General features: G+C 48.1%; 24 protein-coding genes and 3 pseudogenes. 19 read left to right on the forward strand and 8 right to left on the reverse strand.

The features are described 5' to 3' along the window. Positions 1-85 precede the first annotated feature (85 nt). The 14 genes from KNO70_RS02900 (at position 86) to KNO70_RS02965 (ending at position 10,936) form a co-directional block, all read left to right on the forward strand. Entirely contained in the window at positions 86-769 is a 684-nt protein-coding gene (locus tag KNO70_RS02900) for an ABC transporter ATP-binding protein (RefSeq protein WP_074033830.1), read from the forward strand. Continuing rightward, positions 766-3,336, forward strand: a complete 2,571-nt coding sequence (locus tag KNO70_RS02905; protein ID WP_214730385.1) for an ABC transporter permease — start codon at positions 766-768, stop codon at positions 3,334-3,336. The genes KNO70_RS02900 and KNO70_RS02905 overlap by 4 nt, the downstream gene beginning before the upstream one ends. A gap of 234 nt (positions 3,337-3,570) precedes the next feature. After that, positions 3,571-3,894, forward strand: coding sequence for a PadR family transcriptional regulator (locus tag KNO70_RS02910; protein WP_214811199.1), 324 nt, complete (start codon positions 3,571-3,573; stop codon positions 3,892-3,894). Continuing rightward, positions 3,891-4,427: a DUF2812 domain-containing protein gene (locus tag KNO70_RS02915; protein ID WP_214811202.1), complete on the forward strand. Its 537-nt coding sequence runs from the start codon at positions 3,891-3,893 to the stop codon at positions 4,425-4,427. The genes KNO70_RS02910 and KNO70_RS02915 overlap by 4 nt, the downstream gene beginning before the upstream one ends. Before the next feature lie 22 nt (positions 4,428-4,449). Further along, positions 4,450-4,620 (forward strand): hypothetical protein, encoded by a 171-nt coding sequence (locus tag KNO70_RS02920; protein ID WP_211782449.1) that lies wholly within the window; start codon positions 4,450-4,452, stop codon positions 4,618-4,620. 115 nt (positions 4,621-4,735) lie between these two features. Then, positions 4,736-5,278 (forward strand): RNA polymerase sigma factor, encoded by a 543-nt coding sequence (locus KNO70_RS02925; RefSeq protein WP_214811205.1) that lies wholly within the window; start codon positions 4,736-4,738, stop codon positions 5,276-5,278. Then, positions 5,275-6,018 carry a hypothetical protein gene (locus KNO70_RS02930; RefSeq protein ID WP_214811208.1) on the forward strand — a complete coding sequence of 248 codons (744 nt, stop codon included), beginning with the start codon at positions 5,275-5,277 and terminating at the stop codon, positions 6,016-6,018. Before KNO70_RS02925 ends, KNO70_RS02930 begins: the two co-directional genes overlap by 4 nt. A gap of 33 nt (positions 6,019-6,051) precedes the next feature. After that, positions 6,052-6,702, forward strand: a complete 651-nt coding sequence (locus KNO70_RS02935) for an SIMPL domain-containing protein (RefSeq protein ID WP_214758398.1) — start codon at positions 6,052-6,054, stop codon at positions 6,700-6,702. Beyond that, the gene (locus KNO70_RS02940) at positions 6,699-7,139 is read left to right on the forward strand and encodes a hypothetical protein (protein ID WP_214811217.1); all 441 of its coding nucleotides are present in this window, start codon (positions 6,699-6,701) and stop codon (positions 7,137-7,139) included. The genes KNO70_RS02935 and KNO70_RS02940 overlap by 4 nt, the downstream gene beginning before the upstream one ends. A gap of 56 nt (positions 7,140-7,195) precedes the next feature. Further along, on the forward strand, positions 7,196-7,663 hold the full coding sequence (locus KNO70_RS02945; protein WP_214758394.1) for a flavodoxin family protein: 468 nt from the start codon (positions 7,196-7,198) through the stop codon (positions 7,661-7,663). Between the two features lie 113 nt (positions 7,664-7,776). Then, a complete protein-coding gene (locus KNO70_RS02950) occupies positions 7,777-8,175 on the forward strand; it encodes a hypothetical protein (protein WP_078147379.1) in 399 nt (132 codons plus the stop codon). An 86-nt stretch (positions 8,176-8,261) separates the two neighbouring features. After that, a complete protein-coding gene (locus tag KNO70_RS02955) occupies positions 8,262-9,374 on the forward strand; it encodes a M14 family metallopeptidase (protein WP_214730388.1) in 1,113 nt (370 codons plus the stop codon). 75 nt (positions 9,375-9,449) lie between these two features. Then, positions 9,450-10,253 carry an alpha/beta fold hydrolase gene (locus KNO70_RS02960; protein WP_371816086.1) on the forward strand — a complete coding sequence of 268 codons (804 nt, stop codon included), beginning with the start codon at positions 9,450-9,452 and terminating at the stop codon, positions 10,251-10,253. Between the two features lie 254 nt (positions 10,254-10,507). Next, complete coding sequence (locus KNO70_RS02965) at positions 10,508-10,936, forward strand: CBS domain-containing protein (protein ID WP_012727014.1); 429 nt, start codon at positions 10,508-10,510, stop codon at positions 10,934-10,936. Positions 10,937-11,020: 84 nt separating this feature from the next. On the opposite strand, the gene KNO70_RS02970 is transcribed toward KNO70_RS02965, so the two are convergent. Both KNO70_RS02970 and KNO70_RS02975 read right to left on the reverse strand, forming a co-directional pair. Continuing rightward, positions 11,021-11,968 (reverse strand): LLM class oxidoreductase, encoded by a 948-nt coding sequence (locus KNO70_RS02970; RefSeq protein WP_214730390.1) that lies wholly within the window; start codon positions 11,966-11,968, stop codon positions 11,021-11,023. Positions 11,969-11,978: 10 nt separating this feature from the next. Further along, on the reverse strand, positions 11,979-13,181 hold the full coding sequence (locus KNO70_RS02975) for an MFS transporter (RefSeq protein ID WP_214730391.1): 1,203 nt from the start codon (positions 13,179-13,181) through the stop codon (positions 11,979-11,981). A gap of 262 nt (positions 13,182-13,443) precedes the next feature. Between KNO70_RS02975 and KNO70_RS02980 the strand changes: the two genes are divergently transcribed. The 3 genes from KNO70_RS02980 to KNO70_RS02990 all read left to right on the forward strand — a co-directional run bounded on the left by KNO70_RS02980 (position 13,444) and on the right by KNO70_RS02990 (position 15,245). Further along, complete coding sequence (locus KNO70_RS02980) at positions 13,444-13,770, forward strand: winged helix-turn-helix transcriptional regulator (protein WP_078147375.1); 327 nt, start codon at positions 13,444-13,446, stop codon at positions 13,768-13,770. A gap of 81 nt (positions 13,771-13,851) precedes the next feature. Then, on the forward strand, positions 13,852-14,355 hold the full coding sequence (locus KNO70_RS02985; RefSeq protein WP_074036164.1) for a cupin domain-containing protein: 504 nt from the start codon (positions 13,852-13,854) through the stop codon (positions 14,353-14,355). Further along, on the forward strand, positions 14,352-15,245 hold the full coding sequence (locus tag KNO70_RS02990; protein WP_078147373.1) for an aldo/keto reductase: 894 nt from the start codon (positions 14,352-14,354) through the stop codon (positions 15,243-15,245). Before KNO70_RS02985 ends, KNO70_RS02990 begins: the two co-directional genes overlap by 4 nt. 50 nt (positions 15,246-15,295) lie before the next feature. Here the strand turns inward: KNO70_RS02990 and KNO70_RS02995 are convergent, their stop codons facing one another. The 5 genes and pseudogenes from KNO70_RS02995 to KNO70_RS03010 all read right to left on the reverse strand — a co-directional run bounded on the left by KNO70_RS02995 (position 15,296) and on the right by KNO70_RS03010 (position 18,441). After that, complete coding sequence (locus tag KNO70_RS02995; RefSeq protein WP_214730392.1) at positions 15,296-15,475, reverse strand: Lrp/AsnC ligand binding domain-containing protein; 180 nt, start codon at positions 15,473-15,475, stop codon at positions 15,296-15,298. Between the two features lie 109 nt (positions 15,476-15,584). Continuing rightward, a pseudogene (locus tag KNO70_RS03000) lies at positions 15,585-16,088 on the reverse strand (RNA-guided endonuclease TnpB family protein); the annotation flags it as partial. Positions 16,089-16,105: 17 nt separating this feature from the next. Further along, positions 16,106-16,294: pseudogene (locus KNO70_RS16290) on the reverse strand (helix-turn-helix domain-containing protein); the annotation flags it as partial. Positions 16,295-16,399: 105 nt separating this feature from the next. Further along, positions 16,400-16,639 (reverse strand): annotated as a pseudogene (locus tag KNO70_RS03005) (Lrp/AsnC family transcriptional regulator); the annotation flags it as partial. 107 nt (positions 16,640-16,746) lie between these two features. Continuing rightward, the gene (locus KNO70_RS03010; RefSeq protein WP_214730393.1) at positions 16,747-18,441 is read right to left on the reverse strand and encodes a M3 family oligoendopeptidase; all 1,695 of its coding nucleotides are present in this window, start codon (positions 18,439-18,441) and stop codon (positions 16,747-16,749) included. A 208-nt stretch (positions 18,442-18,649) separates the two neighbouring features. Between KNO70_RS03010 and KNO70_RS03015 the strand changes: the two genes are divergently transcribed. Together KNO70_RS03015 and KNO70_RS03020 are read left to right on the forward strand one after the other, a co-directional pair. Further along, complete coding sequence (locus KNO70_RS03015) at positions 18,650-19,150, forward strand: PTS sugar transporter subunit IIA (protein ID WP_012727005.1); 501 nt, start codon at positions 18,650-18,652, stop codon at positions 19,148-19,150. A 90-nt stretch (positions 19,151-19,240) separates the two neighbouring features. Then, positions 19,241-19,840, forward strand: a complete 600-nt coding sequence (locus tag KNO70_RS03020; RefSeq protein ID WP_214687264.1) for a helix-turn-helix domain-containing protein — start codon at positions 19,241-19,243, stop codon at positions 19,838-19,840. Positions 19,841-19,907: 67 nt separating this feature from the next. On the opposite strand, the gene KNO70_RS03025 is transcribed toward KNO70_RS03020, so the two are convergent. Then, entirely contained in the window at positions 19,908-20,333 is a 426-nt protein-coding gene (locus KNO70_RS03025; protein WP_078147368.1) for a hypothetical protein, read from the reverse strand. Positions 20,334-20,354: the final 21 nt, after the last annotated feature.

A 20,354-nucleotide genomic window follows, 5' to 3' on the forward strand; every position in this document is an offset into this window, starting at 1 on the left:
GTGACGAAATCGTCACTTTCGAGTCACAGACGAGTCACACTCACTCGGTACACTCGAAGTAGATCAAGTACTGGAGGGTGCAAACATGAACATATTAGAAGTGCAAAACTTATCGAAAGTATACGGCAAGGACGAGATGGAGGTCAGAGCGCTCGATGACGTCTCGTTCACGGTGAAGAAAGGTGAATTTGTCTGTATCGTCGGGCCTTCGGGTTCGGGGAAATCGACATTGTTGCATTTACTTGGTGGTGTCGATGTGCCGACGAGTGGACAGGTGTTGATTGATCAAACAGACATTTATGCATTGGACGAGACGCAGCTTGCCATTTTCCGTCGTCGACAAATCGGTTTGATTTATCAGTTTTATAACTTGATTCCGATTTTAACGGTCGAAGAGAACATCACGTTACCGATGCTATTAGATGAACAAAAAGTGGATATCGCGCACTTGGAACGCATCATCGGTATCTTGGGCTTGTCAAACCGATTGACCCATTTACCAAATCAATTATCGGGAGGGCAACAGCAGCGCGTTTCCATCGGGCGGGCACTGATTAGTAATCCAGCTATTATCTTAGCCGACGAGCCGACAGGAAATTTGGATAGTCAAAATAGTGAAGAAATCATGAGCCTGTTAAAACTGTTCAATAAGAAATTCAATCAAACGCTCATCATCATTACCCATGACGAGCGGATTGCCTTACAGGCGGATCGTATCATTTCGATTGAAGATGGCAAGATTGCGAAGAATGAGGTCGTCCGCGCATGAACATCATCAATAAAATGACACTTCGGCATTTGCGCGAGAACAAACGACGCTCGCTTGTTACAATCATCGGAGTCATCATCTCTGTATCGATGATTACAGCTGTCACAACGCTCGGATCTTCTTTTTTGGATTTGATGATTCGTCAAGACATCGCAGATAACGGAGAATGGCATGTTCAGTATCTAGATACAAACGAAAAGCAAGTCGAAGCTATTCGGGATGATGCGAACACGAAGGCTGTCATCCTTTCAAATGATGGTTATGCTCAACTAGAAGAGTCACAAAATGCTTACAAACCATACTTATATGTTCGAAACTATAACACATCCGGATTGAAGAGTTTTCCAATTGACTTGACTGAGGGGCGTCTACCGGAAAAAGAAGGCGAAGTCGTCATTTCAGAAGGGATTCGCCAAAATGCCCTCGTCACCTATAACATCGGTGATGAATTGACACTGGAGATTGGAGAGCGGATTGATCCGTCATCAGGTTACGTGTTGACACAAAATGATGGTTTGATCCGAGAAGATGAGACGATTCTCGAACAATTAAACATTGAGGATACGGTGACATTGACGGTTGTTGGAACGATGGCTCGACCTAACTGGGAACCGACTTGGTCGCCAGGGTATACAGTCGTCGGATTCATCGATGATCAAGAATTGAATGGAGCAAAAGTCGATACGTTCGTCGCCTTGAACGATGTAGACAACTCGATTTATTCGGAAGCGAAACAGTTGATGACCGAACAGAACATAGAACGTGTCGCCTATAATTCCTCGTTGCTTCGTTATTATGGAGTGACAAATGACGATGGCTTGCGTAAAACGCTATATGGATTTGGTGGAATCATCATGGCGGTCATTGTGATCGGTTCGATTTCTCTAATCTATAACGCATTCGCCATCAGTGTGTCGGAGCGTTCTCGTTACCTCGGAATGTTGGCAAGTGTCGGGGCTACGAAGCGACAAAAGCGGAACTCGGTCTATTTTGAAGGGATGGTCATTGGGGGGATTAGCATTCCACTCGGTATCCTGGCGGGGGTTACGGGTATTGCGTTCACATTCCTATTCATCAATGCATTTGCCGAAAAAGCGTTAAACGTGACGGAGAAGTTTGAAGTTGTCGTCACACCGATTACTTTACTATTAACTCTCTTTATTTCGAGCGTAACCATTTTCATTTCCTGCTATCTTCCGGCGCGTCGAGCCTCAAAGATTTCTGCGATTGACGCCATTCGTCAAACGCAAGATGTACGATTGACGTCAAAACAAGTGAAGACGTCAAAACTAGTTCGTCGTCTTTTCGGTTTAGAAGCAGAGATTGGGTTGAAGAATACGAAGCGCAACCGTAAACGATATCTGGTTACCGTCTTCTCGCTCGTCATCAGTATCGTCCTGTTTTTAGGGGTCAGTTACTTCACTGATCGTCTCGAACAGTCCCTTGACATGTCTCAAGCAGAATATGATTTCGATATTCTTGTGAATGGTTCAACGCTTGATCAAAATGATTTACGACGTTATGAATCGTTAGATCATGTGACGAACGGAACATATTTTGAAAATGCAACGGTCCAAACGATGGTCAGCAAATCTCAATTACCGAGTGCAATTATCGAGAACGAGAATTTGGCATCGTCGTTTGTTGACGGAAAATTTATGTACTACGTATCCCTCTATCAATTAGATGATGAAAGTTTCAATGCGTACTTGAAACAAATCGGAGCGCCTGTCAGTCGTTTTGAAGACGGGGACGTACCAGGAGCCGTCTTGATTGATGAGATCTCGTATCAAGACATGGATCAGAAAAAATTCATCACTTCAGAGACGGTCGAAGCAGAAATCGGTGATACGTTTGAATTGAGGGACGAGAATGCAACGGGCGACGCGGCACCGCTTAGAACGATTCAAATTGGTGCTATGACAGATATCGCCCCGACCGGTGTGATGACAGGTTCTCTTGGATGGCTCGATGTGATAGTACGAGAAGGGACGTTTGAAGAAGACGCAATCGGGGATTTGATGAAACAATCGAGTCCGTCAATCGCGTTGAATTCAGATGATCCCGAGGACACACAACAAGTGATTGAAGCGGAACAGAATTTGGATTTGTATGTCTTTAACGTATCGGAACAACGGGAACAACAAGAACAGATGTTGTTACTTTTATCAATATTTGTGTATGGGTTTATCGTGCTAATTTCGCTAATTTCGATTGCGAACATTTTTAATACGATTTCAACGAGCGTCTCACTTCGTCGTCGTGAGTTTGCGATGCTTCGTTCAGTTGGGATGACACCGAAAGGATTCAATAAGATGGTGTACTATGAAAGCATTTTTTATGGGGTAAAAGCCCTTGCGTATGGGATTCCCGTCAGTCTTCTCATCATGTACCTCATCTATCGAGCGCAAATCAATACGTTTGATGCTCCGTTTACCTTGCCGTGGAATAGCATTCTGTTTGTCGTCATCATGATTTTCATGATTGTGGGTGCCTCGATGCTATATTCCGTTTCAAAAATAAAGAAAGACAACATTATCGACCGATTGAAACAAGAAAATGATTAAGTAGATTATTGAAAAATTCATAATAAACCATGAAGTACACAACAAGGGGCTCAGTACATGCTGAGTCTCTTTTTTATGATGTCATGACAAACAAAACACGATTGCCAAAAACGATACGAAGAACGACCAAAATAATAATATTTTGTCACAGCTCTTGTTAATTAACCAAAAATAGGATATTTTTGATATATCGGATGACGATATAACGAAGAACGATATAAAGGAGCGGGATACGTGACACAACAGTCAAGTACAGGCGCATTAACCGAGGCGGTTTATTATATATTATTATCTCTGCAAGTCCCGAGGCATGGGTATGGGATAATGCAATTCGTGCAAGAATTGAGCAATGGGCGGGTTCAACTCGCCCCAGGTACGTTATACGGCGCCCTCAGTAGTCTAGTAGACAGAGGATGGATTCAGGCGCTCGAAGGTACGGGGCGGAAGAAAGAGTATGAGATCACGGAAGCGGGTCGGAAGGCACTCCGGTCAGAATTAAATCGGCTAGAAGAACTGGTGCGACATGGTCATGAATGGACGAAGGGGTTGGACACATGAAGACGAAAACGATTTATCGCATCTTTGTTGATTATGAGAAGGAAGAGAAGTGGCTCAACGAGATGGCTCAAAGCGGATGGGCACTCGAATCCTTTCGTTTGATGCGATATGTGTTCAAACAAGTCGAACCCGGGACGTACACGTATCGAATCGAACTATTGTCTAACTTACCTTCGCATCCCGAGTCGAAGGCGTATATGGCATTCCTGGATGAAGTGGGCATCGAAGTGGTCGACACGTCGTATCGGTGGATTTTCTTGCGAAAACGAACGAGTGACGGACCGTTCCAATTGTATTCGGATTTTGATTCGATGATTCAGCGAGAAAAACGAATCATCCAACTGTATGGCGCAGTGGGGCTCGCTAACTTTGTTGTGGTGATAGCGAATCTTTCCAATCCATATGCGCAGTGGACCGTCCTATTGAACATAGCTGTCGTCGCGATGTTGGCTTATGCGGTACAACATCATACTCGGAAAGTCAGGGCACTAAAAGGTCTCAAAGCGATTGGAGAGATGAAGTCGTCAGATTGAGCACATGGTTAGGAGGAGCAAGATGGATTCACCAGAATGGAAAGACTGTATCATTTGTTTCGGATTGATTGCGGGAACGACACTCGGTGTGATTCTCTCGTTCTTCTTCGATATCGAGCTGGTATATGGGATTGCGAGCGGGGCGATGATTGGCTACATTGGCGGACTTGCCGTATCGATTTGGAAGAAATGATGGATCAGGGTAACATTCCTCGTCTCGACGACGAGGTTTTTTTGATAGATTGTGACGAATGATATGAGATTGGGGTCTATAGTTATAGAGGGGTTATTACGAAGGGGGTAACTGGATGGATGACCAGGTCATCATCGATTGGTACTGGGAACGATCGGAGTATGCGATTGTCGCTACGAAGAAGAAATACGGAAGCTATTGTCATCGTGTTTCTTATAATATTCTACAGAATCGCAAAGACACAGAGGAGTGTTTGAACGATTTATATATGAAAGCGTGGGAGTCGATCCCGCCGACACGTCCGCTTCGACTCGGAGCGTATTTGACGAAGATCGTGCGAAATCTCGCACTACAGCGTTATAAGAAGAATCATGCAAAAAAACGTGGTGGTGGGGAAGTACCGCTCGTCTATGAAGAACTAGAACATGTCCTTACGGAATCGATGAAAGACGAAGATCTCGTCGACGTGTTGAATGAATTTCTAGCAGACCTACCTCGACTGACAAGGGTGATGTTCATGCAACGTTATTTCTATTTACACTCGATTCAAGAAATTGCAACGACACATCAGCTCGGGGAGAGCCATGTCAAAATGACCTTGAAGCGCACACGGGATGCGTTACAGCGAGCGCTTGAAGCAGAAGGCGTTCGTGTATGAAAAGTGAGCAGATCCTTCGACTACTCGGTGAAGTCGATGACCGGTATATAGAGGAATCGATGATGATAGAGCGAAAACCTTATCAACGACTGAAATGGGGAGGGGGACTTCTCGTTGCGATCGCTGCAGGATTCATGCTCTTCACATCGAATGTCTGGAACGAACGCATCCCATTATCTACGGATTCCACTGCGAATTCCGTTCACATTGTCGACCAATCAAAAGTGACATCAGATATTTCCGAGGAAAATATGATGGACATGACCGAAGATGAACTCTTTTCGAAATGGAATCCTGTCGTGGTCCGAGGAACGGTCACGAACATTCGACATATCGAGATTGATTTCAATGGAGAGACCGAATATCAGTCACTTATCACGATACACGTATCTAATGTGTATCGAGGGGACGTGCAAATCGGGCGAGATTTGATTGTTCGTGCCGATGCAATTGGGGAAACTGGACAGGCAGAACATATGAGTGTTATCTCGCACGTGAAACAGGGCATGGAAGGAATTTTCATGCCGATTCCATATGATGACGAGTTTGTCTGGGAACAAAATGATGCCACGCTCCGATTGAAAGATATTGCCGATTACGGTTTTCCGGATGGGGAGCGTTATCTATTTTTAGATACTCCGAACGGACTCTTGTTCGAGCGGGATGCTTACCCGTCCTTACAAGGTGTGGACTCACTCGATGAAGTAGAGGACTGGATGATGACGCGATTTTCAGAATAATGGAGAACTCAAATCGATAAGGGGGAAATGGATATGGAACGAAAGATTACCGTAAAAGGGACGGGGAACGTCTCAGCTCGACCGGATTTGATTGTGATTCACATGGATCTCGTCTCGAAAGCGCCACGGTACGAAGATACGATGACTGAGGCGGCAAGTGCGGTGTCCCATCTTCAAAAAGCCATCACGCGTGCAGGGTTTGACAAGACGGACCTCAAAACGAGTGACTTTTCGATTGATACGGAATACGAGAGCTATCGTGATCGAGATGAGAATTATCGGTCGCGGTTTGTCGGATATGTCTGTAAACAGAAGACGAAGCTCGAATTTGCGCTCGATACGTCTAAACTATCGGACGTCATCGAACAAATCAGTCAATCTCGGGCAAATCCGAAACTCTCCATTCGCTTTACGATGAAAGACCCGAATGCGATCGAGGATCAGCTATTGGTGAGTGCCGCGGAGAATGCGAAAAAACGAGCAGAGCTTCTTGCGAAAGGAGCAGGCGCCGAACTCGGAGACTTGCTTCAAATTGACTACACATGGGGAGAGATTCACCTGTTCTCGCCTACAAACGTCCTCTATAGTCAGGACGTCGTCTATTCGGAATCACGGATGCCCGAACTCGAACCAGATGACATTGACGTCAGTGATTCGGCGACATTCGTCTGGAGTCTCAAATGAGGCGACTGATTTTCTTGATGCTCCTTTCACTCTCGACTGCGCTGCCCGCATCTGCCCTTTCCTGGGCCTATACGTTTGTCGTGTTCGACCGAAACGCATATGAAGTGCTCGACACAACAATCGAAGAGGATGCACTCGGTGACTTGATCGGTGAAGTGGAGACAGTGGTCAATGATGAGACGGGACGTTACTACGGGAATGCTTCGAACGGATATCCGATTGGGACGGTGTACCGTGAAGTCGACGGGGAGTCTGTGGAAGACGTCATTGCGGTCGAGGACGGTTCGGAGTGGAAGCGAGCGGAGTATCGATTCGAAGCACCCTATCATACGCGCGACTTTGTCACGTTCTTCGGCTATATCTTGCTCGCACTCGGCATTGTTGTGGTGAGTTGGACGTTCTTCAAGCGAAGTTCGCTGTACCAAAAAGAAGCATGAACGAACGTGGAAATGGGAACGGGATTAAAGAAAGGTTCGGCAAAGGGGGATTCATGATGAACATCTTGATTATTTTTGACTCGCTGTATGGTCATACAGAAAAAATTGCCCATGCGATGCAAGAGGAACTGTCGAAAGACCATGAGGCACGCATGGAACATGTGTTGAATATTGGATTAGGCGACTTAGCGCATGTCGACCTGGTCGTCATCGGTTCACCGACACATGGGGGATACGAAACGGAAGACATCAAAGTGTTTTTGGATGGCATCTCGGACAATGCGTTACGAGGAAAACGGACGGCTGCCTTTGACACAAGTTTCGTCAAAGAGAAACAGAATCCGATTCTTGGTAAAATCATCGACTGGTTCGGTCATGCCGTCAATCGAGTCGAAGGGGAAATGATTGAAAAAGGGGCGACGGATGTCCAGAAAGAGTCGTTCCTCGTCGATGGGACGACGGAGGTATTGAAGGAAGGCGAACTAGAACGCGCGAAAGCATGGGCGCGGGAGTTGGTCGGATAATACACGGAACGCATTCTGAGAACAGAGTGCGTTTTTTTCTTGAAGCGGACGAGAAGAAATGAAAAACGGGTAAATATATAGTATTCAACTCTTCAGAGAGGAAGCTGGTTGTGATGAAAAAAATGGAACGGGATGTATTGGTCGGTTGGATTGTCGTCGTGCTTGTCCTCTTGATGCATTTTCTGATCACCGTGTCTCTCGGCAACTCGTACTTTGCTGAAAGTTCGCTGAATCGAATGTTGTGGCTCTCGAGTTTTCCTGCATTCTTGATTGCGTTCGTCGCAGCCTTCTTCCAAAAAACGAACACGGTCTTCCTAGCGGTTCGTCGTGGGCTATTGTGGACCATCGAGTTGATGGTCGCCTTCACCATTCTCGCTTGGGTGTTCCGTTCTTTCGAAGGACTGTATGCGAATGCGGGGCTCTATTGGTTATTCGGTGCCGTTTTAATTGGGCCAATCTTTTATATGATGGCATTCCGACGTCAACATTCGAAACGAATCCGCACCCCTTGATTGAAATGTTTCCTCTCAAAGGAGGCGTTTTTAGATTGCCTCAGGATGGGAAAGGATAGAGAGAAGAGAGATTGGAGGAGAGTGCGATGAGCCAGTATTTTTCATCATCTTACGAAGAGTCGCGAGAGAAATTCTTGAATTTACTGTCTGAAGTGAAGCGATTTTATCCGAAAGCGGAGTTGTTGACACACTCGATTGGGGACGAGAGTATCGACGTCATTTTAGGGGAGCCGAAACGAGAACGAAAAGCGATGATTCTCATGACAATCGGGGAACATGGAATTGAAGGGTATGCGGGCGCCGCGGTGACCCATCAATTTGTTCAAACACAACTCGCGCATGTCCGTCATGAGACGACGGGAATTTGTCTCATCCATGCTGTCAATCCATGGGGGATGAAACACTTTCGACGTGTCAATGAACACAATGTCGATTTGAACCGAAATTACGTCATTGATCGTGAAGCGGTCCCGTATAACGTGAACCGTGAATATGAGCTGATGCGCCATCTCTTCGTACCGGACGGAGTAATTGACGACTATCATGAGGCACGTGAACAGATCTATTCATTTCTCGGCTCTGGAATTAAGCTTGATGGCTTCAAAGCGATGAGTGGTGCAAAAGGGATGGGGCAATATCAATTCCCGAAAGGTGTGTATTACGGGGGAGAAGAAGACGAACCGTCTGCCATCTTTTTAAAAGGGATTCAACATGATTTACTTGAGCGCTACGGAAAAGTCGTCCATCTCGATTGGCATACCGCACTCGGACCGACGAACGAGGTTACGATGGTCATCAGCAAACGGGACGGTCGCACGGAAGATGAGTTAAAACAAGCGTACGGTCTAGACAACGTCAACGTGTATGACCCGGACGAGGTACTCGGAGATTCGACGAATCATTTTTACTACGTGCGCGATACGGAATACCCGGACAAGGGTCTCGTTTCTGCCTTATTTGAATTCGGTACGTTTGGGACGTCGACAAAAGCATCCATCCGTGAATTTTTAACGATTATTTTAGAGAACCGGCTGTACTTTGAAGGGACAAAGGACCCTGAGGCACGAAACAGTATTCAAAACGAATTCATGGCGATGTTCTATCCGGAAAACGCGGATTGGCGAGAAGCTGTTTTACGAGAAGGAGCGAAAGCCGTTGAAGGTTATCTAAAAGGTGAAGCGCTCTGGCGCGACACATAAGAGGGTTACTCGAAGTCGGAATAGGGAACAATGAGGTTGGGAGTGTTTTCGCTAAATAATGACTGTGGAGGTTGGATGATGGGATATAATACAGCACATGACGGTACAAATCTATACGTAGAGGATGTCGGATCTGGGGAACCGATTGTCTTCTTACACGGTTGGCCAGCAAACAACAATATGTTCGAGTATCAGAAGAATGCGCTCGTCGAAGCGGGATATCGCTACATCGGCATTGATTTCAGAGGATACGGGAAATCTGATGCCCCGGCGACAGGTTATGACTATGAGACAATGGCGTCTGATGTGCATATGGTCGTCTATGGACTTGGCTTAAAAAACTTCACGCTCGTCGGTTTTTCAATGGGTGGGGCGATTGCAGTTCGCTACGCAGCCGACTATAAAGAGGATGGACTCAACAAATTGGTCTTGGCCGGAGCCGCGGCACCAATCTTCACACAGCGTGCAGATTATCCATATGGAATGACAACGGACGATGTCGACGCGTTGATTGACGATACACGGGCCGACCGACCGAAGATGCTCGAAGGGTTCGGAGAAATCTTCTTCGAGAAAGAACATTCGAAACCGATGCAAAACTGGTTCCACCATCTCGCGCTCGTCGCGTCGAGCCATGGGACGATTGCCTCGGCACAGGCGTTACGTGACGAAGATTTACGAGATGCCCTGCCAAAAATTGATGTCGAGACGTTGATCATCCATGGAGTACATGATAAGATCTGTCCTTTCGCATTCGCCGAGCAGATGGAGCAAGGCATCTCGAACGCGCGAATCGAGCGCTTTGAAGAGAGTGGACACGGTACGGTGTTGGATGAACGAGAGAAATTTAACGATACGTTGTTGCGGTTTGTTCAATAATCGATGGCCTCCGAATCGGGGGCTTTTTGTATGTCGATAAGGGTAAGAACCAACGAAAACGGGTATAATTCAATTGGAGTTCCCTTCCATTTTTTGAATCACTGAAACATCGCTGTGACTAGAGTCACGATGTTTTTTTGTGTTGTTTTGGAGAAAGGGGGATAAAACCAGATTAGAACATGGATTTAGTTCAACCTGTCCTACCATTCATGGTACAATAGCGGGGTGGATTAACAGATTGAGGAGAGATTTAAATGAATATCGCTTTCTTTTTATATCCGAAAGAAGACGTCAAATATTTGGACCCCGAATCAACGGTACGACAAGCACTTGAAAAGATGAAGCATCATCGATTTACGTCTGTCCCACTCGTTTCGGAGAACGGATTTTACGCCGGGACGATGACAGAGGGGGATTTACTCTGGGCACTCGCAGAACAGCTTCGCGGGGAAGAAGATTACGAAAAAGTGCTCCGGACACGTCTAAAAGACATCAAGCAACGCGTTCGCTATAAGCCGGTCTCGATTACGGCACAAATTGAAGAGCTCGTCGATGCGATCACGGACCAAAACTTCGTGCCGGTCGTCGATGATGGGAAGTATTTCATCGGCATCATCCGACGCCGTGACATCATCGAGTATTACTCGACAAAGTTGAAACAATTGGAGAATGAAGTCCGATAATGAACAAGCCAGAACTGACTTAGGGTTCTGGCTTGTTTTACGTTTCTTTCAGCTTCGTTTTTAAAAATAGGAGTAGGGCAAACCTCAATCAAGTGGCGGAAAATAGGGTAATACATATTCTCCTAATTCATCGATGACTTCCTCAGCCGGACGTTCTCCGTCGAAGAGGGCGAAGAAGAGATGATTCACGCCGATGGCGCGATACGATTCAAGCAACTTGATCAAGTGGTTGCGACCGATTCGGAAACCGAGACGAATCGGCGTCGGTGGCTCGTCTGGGTCATGCGTCAAGTCAAGATGCATCGGCATCGAGAAGGGACGAAAAGCACGACCATGTGCTTCACCGCTTGCGCGCCACGCGTCGAGCACTTGTTGTTGCGCAAAAGGTGCCTGCGGGTAGTACATCCATCCGTCGCCATTTGCCCCAAGCCAGTCCATGTCTTGTTGTGCGAATCCAGTGATCATCGTCGGGATCCGTTTCTTCGGACGCGGCACAAGTGTAGCCTGTTCAACTTCCCCATAAGGCGAGTCAATGGTTGGGTAGTTGTTATAGAGCGCCTGTTCCATGACGCGAAGCGATTCTTTGAACTGATCGCCGCGTGTCGGATGATCGACTCCGAGTCCTTTGAAGTCGGCCCGACGGTCGCCTGACGAGATCCCGAGAATCAACCGTTCCGGGAATAACGCTTCGATCGTCGCGACTTCCTTCGCCGAACGAAGGGGATGACGGAGTGGCAAGACGAGCGCGGACGTACCGAGCGCAATGTTTTTCGTTTGACCGAGCAAATGTGTCCCGTAGATCAGCATGTCATAGATTTGACCGACAGCCGGGTCTAAGAAGTTCGGGTCTTTAAGTAAGACATCACGTAACCATAGCGCTGTAAAGCCATAGTCGTCTGCCTTTTGAGAAAGCTCGACTTGATGTTCGAGTGTCGGAATACGCATTTTGAAGTTTTCTAAAGGGATGTGGAGGCCGAGCGTGAGCTCGCCCTCCCGATACATCCGGTTGTAGCTTTTATGATTGTTGAACATAGGTTCCTCCTTAGTTGGCTTCCACACGACGTGAGATGGCTGTCAAGATGACGGCGATGATGACCATGATTCCACCGACCCAAGGTGTGTGGACGAGTCCAATTGAATCAGCGACGAGTCCACCGATTGTCGCACCGAGGGCAATCCCGATGTTGAAGGCCGCGATGTTGAGTGCGGATGCGACATCGACAGCAGCCGGTACATATTTTTCAGCCAATTGCACGATATACAGTTGAAGTCCAGGCACGTTCATGAAGGCAAGGAGACCCATCAAGACGATGGCGACCAGACCTGCCACTTTGAACGGAATCATGAACGACATGATGATCATGACGGCTGCGTGAACGATAAACATATAGAACAATGCTTTCGCTGGATTTTCGTTGGCGAGCTTTCCACCGACCGCGTTCCCAATAGCGACCGCGATTCCGTAAACGAGTAAGACGACACTGATCAAGCTCGGGCTAATTTTTGTCACGTCTTGCATGATTGGTGTCAAGTACGTGAAGGCAACGAACGTTCCGCCGTAACCGAGTGCTGTGATTAAGAACCCGAGCATGAGACGACCGTTCGTGAGCAATTTCTTCATATCAGAGAACTTCGCTGGTGGTGATTGTTTCAAATCTTTCGGGATCAAGAAGAAGCTAGCGATGATTGAAACGACACCGAGTGCTGCGACTGCGAAGAAGGTGGCACGCCATCCGAACGCTTGACCGATAAAGGTACCGAGTGGGACCCCTGTGACAGTCGCGACAGTTAAACCTGTGAACATGAGTGCAATCGCACTCGCTTTTTTATGTGGCGGTACAAGTTGTACGGCAATCGTTGCGCCGATTGAGAAGAAGACACCATGCGAGAATGCGGTGATAAATCGGGCGACAATCAACAGTTCGAAGCTGGTCGACATGGCCGAGACCAAGTTTCCGCCGATAAAGACGACCATGAGTGCCATGAGTAACGTCTTACGGTTCATTCGGTTTGTGAGTGCCGTCAAAATCGGTGCACCGACGGCGACGCCGATTGCGTATCCCGAGATAATGAGACCCGCGAGTGTGATGCCGATGTTTAAATCACTTGCGATGGATGCGAGAAGACCGACCGGGACGAACTCGGTCGTTCCGATGCCGAAAGCACTGATGGCGAGAGCGAGTAACGCCAATCCTCCATTTTTAGGTGCCTGTTCTTCAACAGGTTGTGAATAAGGTTGGTTCATGAGTAGTTCCTCCTAGTTGATAAAAATAGTGTGGAAGACGAGGGCCCTTCGTCTCCGGATAGCAAAGACATTTCACTTTCCTCTATTGTTCAGTACGGTCGAAAAAGTACCTTACCGTCTCAAGGGGATGTTACAAGCGAAATGAACTTGTATAGATTTGCTACAGTTGCTATCATAAGTGCATGAAAACAGTTTGAGAAGTACGTACTTTTTAGTGCGGTAGGCACCAAAAAGTGCCTATGTAAGAAATGGAGGAAACGAAATGCCATATAATATTCCGGTCGAAGCGACACTTGACGTCATCGGCGGTAAGTGGAAAGTCGTCATCATGTGTCACTTGATTAAAGGGGAGCGACGGACGAGTGAACTGCGTAAACTCATGCCGAACATCACGCAAAAAATGCTCACCCAACAATTGCGTGAGCTCGAAGCGGATGGTGTCGTCGTTCGTACGGTGTTCGAGCAAGTTCCACCGAAAGTCATTTACTCACTCTCTGAGTACGGATGGTCACTCAAGCCAATCTTGGACGCCATGTGCGCCTGGGGCGAGTGCCATATCGATCAGTCCGGTGAAGAGGTCATTTCATAACCATCACGGTCGTCCAATACGGACGACCGTTTTTCGTAGTGACAAGTCGGGTACAGGGACAGAGACAAGGAGGGAATTAGGATGGACGTGAAAACTTTTTTGTTTACAGATGACGGCTCCATTCCCAACCATCCGGATTATCCGGCGCTCCTCTATCGTGGCGTCTTTGATGACCCGAGCGGGATGCGAGAGACGTTTGCCCATAATGAATGGACGAACAGTTGGGTGAACGGGGTGTTCGACTATCATCACTATCACAGCAACACGCATGAAGTATTGGGCATATTACAAGGTGAAGCGACGCTTCAACTCGGAGGGACGAACGGTGACCTCGTCCGCGTCCGCCTAGGTGATGTCCTCGTCTTACCGGCGGGAACGGGACATCGTCGCATCGAGGCGAGCGAAGATTTTCAAGTGGTCGGGGCATACCCGGACGGTCGTGACTATGACACGTTGACAGGAAAGACGGAAGAACGACCGGACAACGTGAAGCGAATCGAACAAGTCGAAAAACCGAAGTTTGACCCCGTCTTCGGGACGACGGGTCCACTACATGAAGCATGGACAAAGGAGGAAACGTTATGAATCAACGACTACCACATTCTTTATTACTTGCAGCTTTGAAGCAAAACGTCGTCAAATTGAAAGACGGGCGCGAGATGCGCGCACTCGGACAAGGTACATGGCGCATGGGGGAAGACAAATCGAAGCATGATGCCGAGGTTGAGGCGCTTCGGACAGGAATCGACTGCGGACTCCATGTCATCGACACGGCGGAAATGTATGGGGAAGGGGAGTCTGAGAAGTTGGTAGGGGAAGCGATCCAAGACCGACGCGAAGATGTCTTTCTCATCTCGAAAGTGTATCCATACAATGCGTATGGCGATAAACTCGTCAGCGCATGTGATGCGTCGCTCGAACGACTCGGGACGGACTACCTGGATCTTTACTTACTCCATTGGCGAGGCGATGCCCCGCTCGAGGAGACGATTCAAGGGATGGAACAGCTCAAAGCGGACGGAAAGATTCGGGCATGGGGAGTCTCGAACTTCGACGTGGACGATATGAAGGAATTGCTGTCGCTACCGAATGGAGACAAGTGCGCGGTCAATCAAGTGCTCTATCATCTTGGCAGTCGCGGGATTGAGTATGACCTCCTTCCTTATCTAAAAGAACAAGGGATTCCTGTCATGGCATACGCTCCACTCGCTGAAGGAAGTGACGTGAAAGAAGAGGTCTTCAATAACGAAACGATCAATCGGATTGCGGAGTCGTATAGTGCCTCAGTCGCGCAAATCTTACTTGCTTGGACGGTCCGGAGCGGACACGTCATCGCCATCCCGAAAGCCGGGCAGGCCGAACATGTCGAGGAGAATGCGGCAGCGCTCTTGCTCGACATGAGTGAGGAGGATTTTGCTGCGCTCGATGAGGCATTCCCACCACCGACGACGAAACAACAGCTAGACGTCATTTAAAACGATAAAGGACTGGCAATTTTGCCAGTCCTTTTGCATGTTCACGTTGATTAAATATCGATTTCTGAAAAGATGAATTGTGTTTTTGTTTGAGCATATGGAATCACTTCATCGATAAAAGATTCAGCTGCAGAAAAAGACGAGAATTGCATTTTGATGAGATAACAGGCGTCACCAGATATGCGATAACAAAATGAAACATTCGGTTGTTGTTGTGAACTACTCGCCACTTATTTGCTTCGCAAATTGAAGGGGGAGCTTCTTGGGAAGATCGTACTTTTATTAGCCACGATTATTTACCAAGCTCGTCGGGTGGTTCCCACCCTGAAGGAATTCGTTTTAGTTTGCCAACATCAATAGATTGATGCTAGCGTTAATGTCACGGTCATGATGCGCGCCACAGGCACACGTCCATTCAAGGACATCCATCGCTTTCTTCTCGCCCTTTACTCCGCAAGTGGAGCAGATTTGAGTGGATGCGTACCAGGGGTCCGCCTTGATGAGTGTCCGTCCATAGAAGTTTGACTTGTATTCGAGTTGACGGACGAACTCGTACCAGCTGACATCCCCGATGGACTTCGCTACCTTGTGATCCTTCATCATATCCTTTGACTTCAATGTCTCCACGACGATGACTTGGTTCTCGTCAACAATCCGTCTCGCCAGCTTGTGAAGGAAGTCCTTGCGTTGATTGGCGATTTTCTCGTGTTTCTTGGCTAAGATCTGCTTAGCTTTTTCACGATTCTTGCTTCCGATCTTCTTTCGTGACAACGCGCGCTGCGACTTCTTGACCTTCGCTTCGGATTGGCAAAGAAAGCGAGGGTTTTCAATCTTCTCAGAAACCATCCATTGTTGTAGATGAATCGGGCGCAGCCGATCGTCCGGACCAGGAACTCGGCCTGTGCCGGCGTCGGGTGGAGCCTGTATGTGTAGCCTTTCAGCATGTCCGTCCCTCCTCCCTTCAGAAGATCGTGATGTGTCCTCCTCATCCGATACCCGAGGAGGGGGAGGGAGAATCTGACGGAATCACGAACTTTTGTTCGTAACATCTGTCATAGGGAGAGAAAACTGTTGGACCGGGCGATTCATCTCCCACCTACGCCGGGCTACGCCCCGAGACGCTTAGAGGAGGGAGAATTCTCGCCTGATTTAGTTAAATAATGAAGGAACGCTTCGTATTGGCCATTCTTCACTGTTGCCTCGATGATACATTGAATTGGAAGACCTAGCTTTTCGTGATCAAGTACAAGCGAGTATTGTTTGATGACTCCAAATGATTCTAGTCGTCGACCCCGCTCGCTAACGGAAGGAGCGGAAAGATTGATACGTCGTCCAAGTTCGCTCATGGAAAGACGATTGTCGTGCTCTAATTCATGAATGAGTTTGTAATCAATTTCTCCTCTCTTTTTTAGGTAATAAAAAGATTGATTTGCCTTTCACACTTCAGTACGAAGTGAACCCAAATGAAAAGACCACCGGAAGCTTCCGATGGTCTTACTTATCAGTTCGCTAGCGGATGTTTCAAGAGATAGTCTTCGATTTGATCAATCGTTTCTTTCAACACGCCGTCTGCGAATGGTGATTTGAGACCTGCCAGTTCGACGAGTTCGAGGAACGAACGGCTTCCGCCTGCCTGACAGAGCGTGAGGTAATCGCTCCATGCCGCTTCGCGGTCTTCATGCATGCGCACCCAGAACTGGAATGCACATACTTGTGCGAGCGTATAGTCGATATAGTAGAACGGGCTTTGGAAGATGTGACCTTGTTGGTGCCACCATGCGCCCGATTCGAGATAGTCATTCGTCTCATAATCACGGTGCGGGAGATAGACCTTCTCCAAATCGCGCCACGCCTGACGACGCTCGGCAGCTGTCATCTCTGGGTTGCGGTAGACGACGTGTTGGAACTCATCGACGAGCACGCCATACGGAAGGAACGTCATGCTACCTGCCAAGTGATTGAACTTATACTTGTCGACTTGGTCGCCGAAGAAGAGCTCCATCCATGGCCAACAGAAGAATTCCATCGACATCGAGTGGATCTCACACGCCTCATACGTCGGGAAGGCGTATTCCGGTGTCGTCAAATGACGGCTTTCATACACTTGGAAGGCATGACCGACTTCGTGCGTGAGTACGTCGATGTCGCCGGCCGTCCCGTTGAAGTTCGAGAAGATGAACGGAAGTCCTTCAGACGGTAAGTAAGTGCAATAGCCACCGCCGGATTTCCCTGGTTTCGCCGTCAAGTCGAGGGCGCCGCGTTCCTGCATGTATTGGAAGAACTCGTCCGTCTCGTTTGAGAGCTCACGATACATCTTGTTTCCGCCTTCGATGATGAACGACTCATCCCCTTGTGGTGTCGCGTTTCCGTCTGGGAAGACGAACGACTCATCGTAGTAATAGAGGTGGTCGACGCCGATTCGTTTCGCCTGCTTTTCTTTCAAAGCAGATGCGAGCGGGACGATGACGTCACGGACTTGCTTCCGGAAGTTGTCGACCATCGACTCGTCATAGCCGACACGCTGCATCCGTGCATAACCGAGTTCGACGAACGACGGGAAGCCGAGCGCGTGAGCGATTTCCGTACGGACGCGTACGAGTTCCCCATAAATGCGGTCGAGCTCATCGCCGTTATCAGAAAGGTATGTATAGCGGGCGACAGATGCGGCTTTTCGGACATCACGGTCTGGTGATTGGAGATACGGACCGAACTGTGACAAGTTGAGTGTCTTGCCGTCAAATTCGATTTGCGCAGCGGACATGACCTTTTGATAAGCTGTCGCGAGGCGGTTTTCTTCCTGCAGTTTCGGGATGAGTGACTCCTCGAACGTTTCAAGTGCGCGCTCGGCGAGAGAGAACAGTTGGCTGCCCCATTCCGCTTCGAGTTCAGTGCGAAGCTCGTGGTTCGTCAAGACGCGATAGTACGCTTGAATCTCCTTCTCATAGACCGGAAGTGCGTCGTCATAGAAGGCCTGTTCTTCTTCGTAAAACGCATCGCGTGTGTCGACCGAATGTCGGATCGCGACGAGTTGACTTTGTGTCTCAAAGTCGTTCCGTTCTTTGTTGATTTGGCGAATGAGTTCGTTCGCTTCCTCGAGTGTGCTGGCTTGCTGTAATTCGGCAGAATAGTCCGACAATCTGCTATTTAAAGCGTCCAAGTCGGGCCGTTCATATGACAATTTTGTGAAAGTCGTCATTGTAAGCGCCTCCATCGTGTGAAATTTTTACAAAGTGTAAAAAGGGCTTGCAAAAGCGATTGCACACTCGTATTCTTACGATGTGTAAAACGATTTCGCACTACCTTATTACAACTATACCGTTAATGGGGTAGGGATTGAAGTATTAGCTTTTCGGGTATAAAAGTGAAGACTTCGATTCAATAGAACATGTTGGAGGGATTAAGCTATGGGATTCTTTAAAAAACTTTTTGGTGGTAAAGAAGAACAACTCAACGCGGTTTCACCGCTTACAGGAAAGGTCGTCGACATCACGAACGTACCGGACCAAGTATTCTCACAAAAAATGATGGGTGACGGGATCGCAATCGAGCCGACTGAAGGAAAAGTCGTCTCACCGGTTAGCGGAACAATCGCGACAGTATTCCCAACAAAACACGCGATCGGTATCAACGCGGACAACGGTGCGGAATACTTGATTCACATCGGTTTGGATACGGTAAACCTTAAAGGTGAAGGCTTCGAGACACACGTTACAGAAGGTCAATCTGTCAAAGCAGGCGACCCACTCGTCACGTTCGACCTCGATTTCATCAAAGCGAACGCGCCATCGACGATCACTCCGATCATCATCACGAACCACGACAGCTTCGGCGTGAACAAACTTGTCGCAGAAGGCGACACGGTGACAGCTGGATCTTCGGAAGTCGTCGAGTTGACAAAGAAATAAGAAGACGACCCATGACTCGGGAGCTTAGGCTTCCGAGTATTTTTTTGCGAATGCGGGAATTATAATGAAGAGAGGGAAGGGGGAATTGAGATGGATGGAAAAAATGCACCATACCGGGGATACGGGGATCGGATACGAATATTACGGGAACGGGCCGGATTGTCGATTGAGACGCTTGCGGAACAGATTGGCGTCGCCCCGTACTTTATCCGACGTACCGAACTGAGTGAGGTCTATCCGACCATGCCTTACATAGAGGCGCTCGCAGACGCTTTGCAAATCGACCCGAACTATTTGGCCCGCCATATTTGGACGGGCGAGTCGCTCAAAGTACTCATGCGAGGAAAAGTACCGGAACTCGAACAGATGAAGCTCGCCTATGAAGAAGCGATGCACGGGAAGTCCGTCGAAGAAATGCAACGGCAACTCGAAGTACGGATGCGCATCTTTGACTTGATGCACGAAGAGGAGTTACATCGCATTTTCAAAGAAGACGAGGAACCGACGTCACACCATGCACTCGAAGCGCTCGTCGATGCGGTGCTTGATCTCGGACGGTCACATGACAGGACGCGTCACATCGTCCCGTTCGCCCGCTATGTGGAACGGCTTGTCCCAGACCAATTCGCAGACAACTCATTCCAGTACGCGGAGTATGGTGTCGTGGATAAATCGTATAAATTGCAATGACCGTAGAGCATTCTACGGTTTTTTTTGTGCACAAAAAAGTGACCAGGAGAATCCCTGGTCACTTCAATCAGCGCGTCGGACGCGCTTCGTAGCGTACTTTTGGACGTGTGCCGGCGAGTAAGAAGCCGAGCACGATATTCAAGATTGTGAGCACCCATCCGACATAACCGAATGTGTAGGCAAGACTCGCCAGCATCGTTTGCCAGTCGAGCAATGCTGCTGCGTCCCCGCGGAATGTGAAACGGATGACGGTGAAGCCAATGAGTGTCGCTGCAGTAATCATGATGCCGATCCATGCGCCACCGAAGCGGGACGTTTGAGAGCGTCTGCTGACCGGATACCAAAACGCGAGCGTTCCGATGAACGCACTGCCTGCATAGGCAAGCAGGATTTGCCATAACGCATCCGCGTCTAAGAAGACGGTATAACAGATGAACGTCGTGAGCGTCGTCATAAACGTAAAGATTAAGGCTGCGAGTAATCGTGATCGCATAGTTCGTTTTCCTCCTCATTT

The organism is Exiguobacterium sp. s181, assembly GCF_018617125.1.
In the GTDB taxonomy this organism is placed as follows: Bacteria; Bacillota; Bacilli; order Exiguobacteriales; family Exiguobacteriaceae; genus Exiguobacterium; species Exiguobacterium profundum.

Coding starts and splice junctions, on each gene's coding strand:
- KNO70_RS02900 (WP_074033830.1), top strand. CDS start 86: ATGAACATATTAGAAGTGCAAAACTTATCGAAAGTATACGGCAAGGAC.
- KNO70_RS02905 (WP_214730385.1), top strand. CDS start 766: ATGAACATCATCAATAAAATGACACTTCGGCATTTGCGCGAGAACAAA.
- KNO70_RS02915 (WP_214811202.1), top strand. CDS start 3,891: ATGAAGACGAAAACGATTTATCGCATCTTTGTTGATTATGAGAAGGAA.
- KNO70_RS02920 (WP_211782449.1), top strand. CDS start 4,450: ATGGATTCACCAGAATGGAAAGACTGTATCATTTGTTTCGGATTGATT.
- KNO70_RS02925 (WP_214811205.1), top strand. CDS start 4,736: ATGGATGACCAGGTCATCATCGATTGGTACTGGGAACGATCGGAGTAT.
- KNO70_RS02930 (WP_214811208.1), top strand. CDS start 5,275: ATGAAAAGTGAGCAGATCCTTCGACTACTCGGTGAAGTCGATGACCGG.
- KNO70_RS02935 (WP_214758398.1), top strand. CDS start 6,052: ATGGAACGAAAGATTACCGTAAAAGGGACGGGGAACGTCTCAGCTCGA.
- KNO70_RS02940 (WP_214811217.1), top strand. CDS start 6,699: ATGAGGCGACTGATTTTCTTGATGCTCCTTTCACTCTCGACTGCGCTG.
- KNO70_RS02945 (WP_214758394.1), top strand. CDS start 7,196: ATGAACATCTTGATTATTTTTGACTCGCTGTATGGTCATACAGAAAAA.
- KNO70_RS02950 (WP_078147379.1), top strand. CDS start 7,777: ATGAAAAAAATGGAACGGGATGTATTGGTCGGTTGGATTGTCGTCGTG.
- KNO70_RS02955 (WP_214730388.1), top strand. CDS start 8,262: ATGAGCCAGTATTTTTCATCATCTTACGAAGAGTCGCGAGAGAAATTC.
- KNO70_RS02960 (WP_371816086.1), top strand. CDS start 9,450: ATGATGGGATATAATACAGCACATGACGGTACAAATCTATACGTAGAG.
- KNO70_RS02965 (WP_012727014.1), top strand. CDS start 10,508: ATGAATATCGCTTTCTTTTTATATCCGAAAGAAGACGTCAAATATTTG.
- KNO70_RS02970 (WP_214730390.1), bottom strand. CDS start 11,968: ATGTTCAACAATCATAAAAGCTACAACCGGATGTATCGGGAGGGCGAG.
- KNO70_RS02975 (WP_214730391.1), bottom strand. CDS start 13,181: ATGAACCAACCTTATTCACAACCTGTTGAAGAACAGGCACCTAAAAAT.
- KNO70_RS02980 (WP_078147375.1), top strand. CDS start 13,444: ATGCCATATAATATTCCGGTCGAAGCGACACTTGACGTCATCGGCGGT.
- KNO70_RS02985 (WP_074036164.1), top strand. CDS start 13,852: ATGGACGTGAAAACTTTTTTGTTTACAGATGACGGCTCCATTCCCAAC.
- KNO70_RS02990 (WP_078147373.1), top strand. CDS start 14,352: ATGAATCAACGACTACCACATTCTTTATTACTTGCAGCTTTGAAGCAA.
- KNO70_RS03010 (WP_214730393.1), bottom strand. CDS start 18,441: ATGACGACTTTCACAAAATTGTCATATGAACGGCCCGACTTGGACGCT.
- KNO70_RS03015 (WP_012727005.1), top strand. CDS start 18,650: ATGGGATTCTTTAAAAAACTTTTTGGTGGTAAAGAAGAACAACTCAAC.
- KNO70_RS03020 (WP_214687264.1), top strand. CDS start 19,241: ATGGATGGAAAAAATGCACCATACCGGGGATACGGGGATCGGATACGA.
- KNO70_RS03025 (WP_078147368.1), bottom strand. CDS start 20,333: ATGCGATCACGATTACTCGCAGCCTTAATCTTTACGTTTATGACGACG.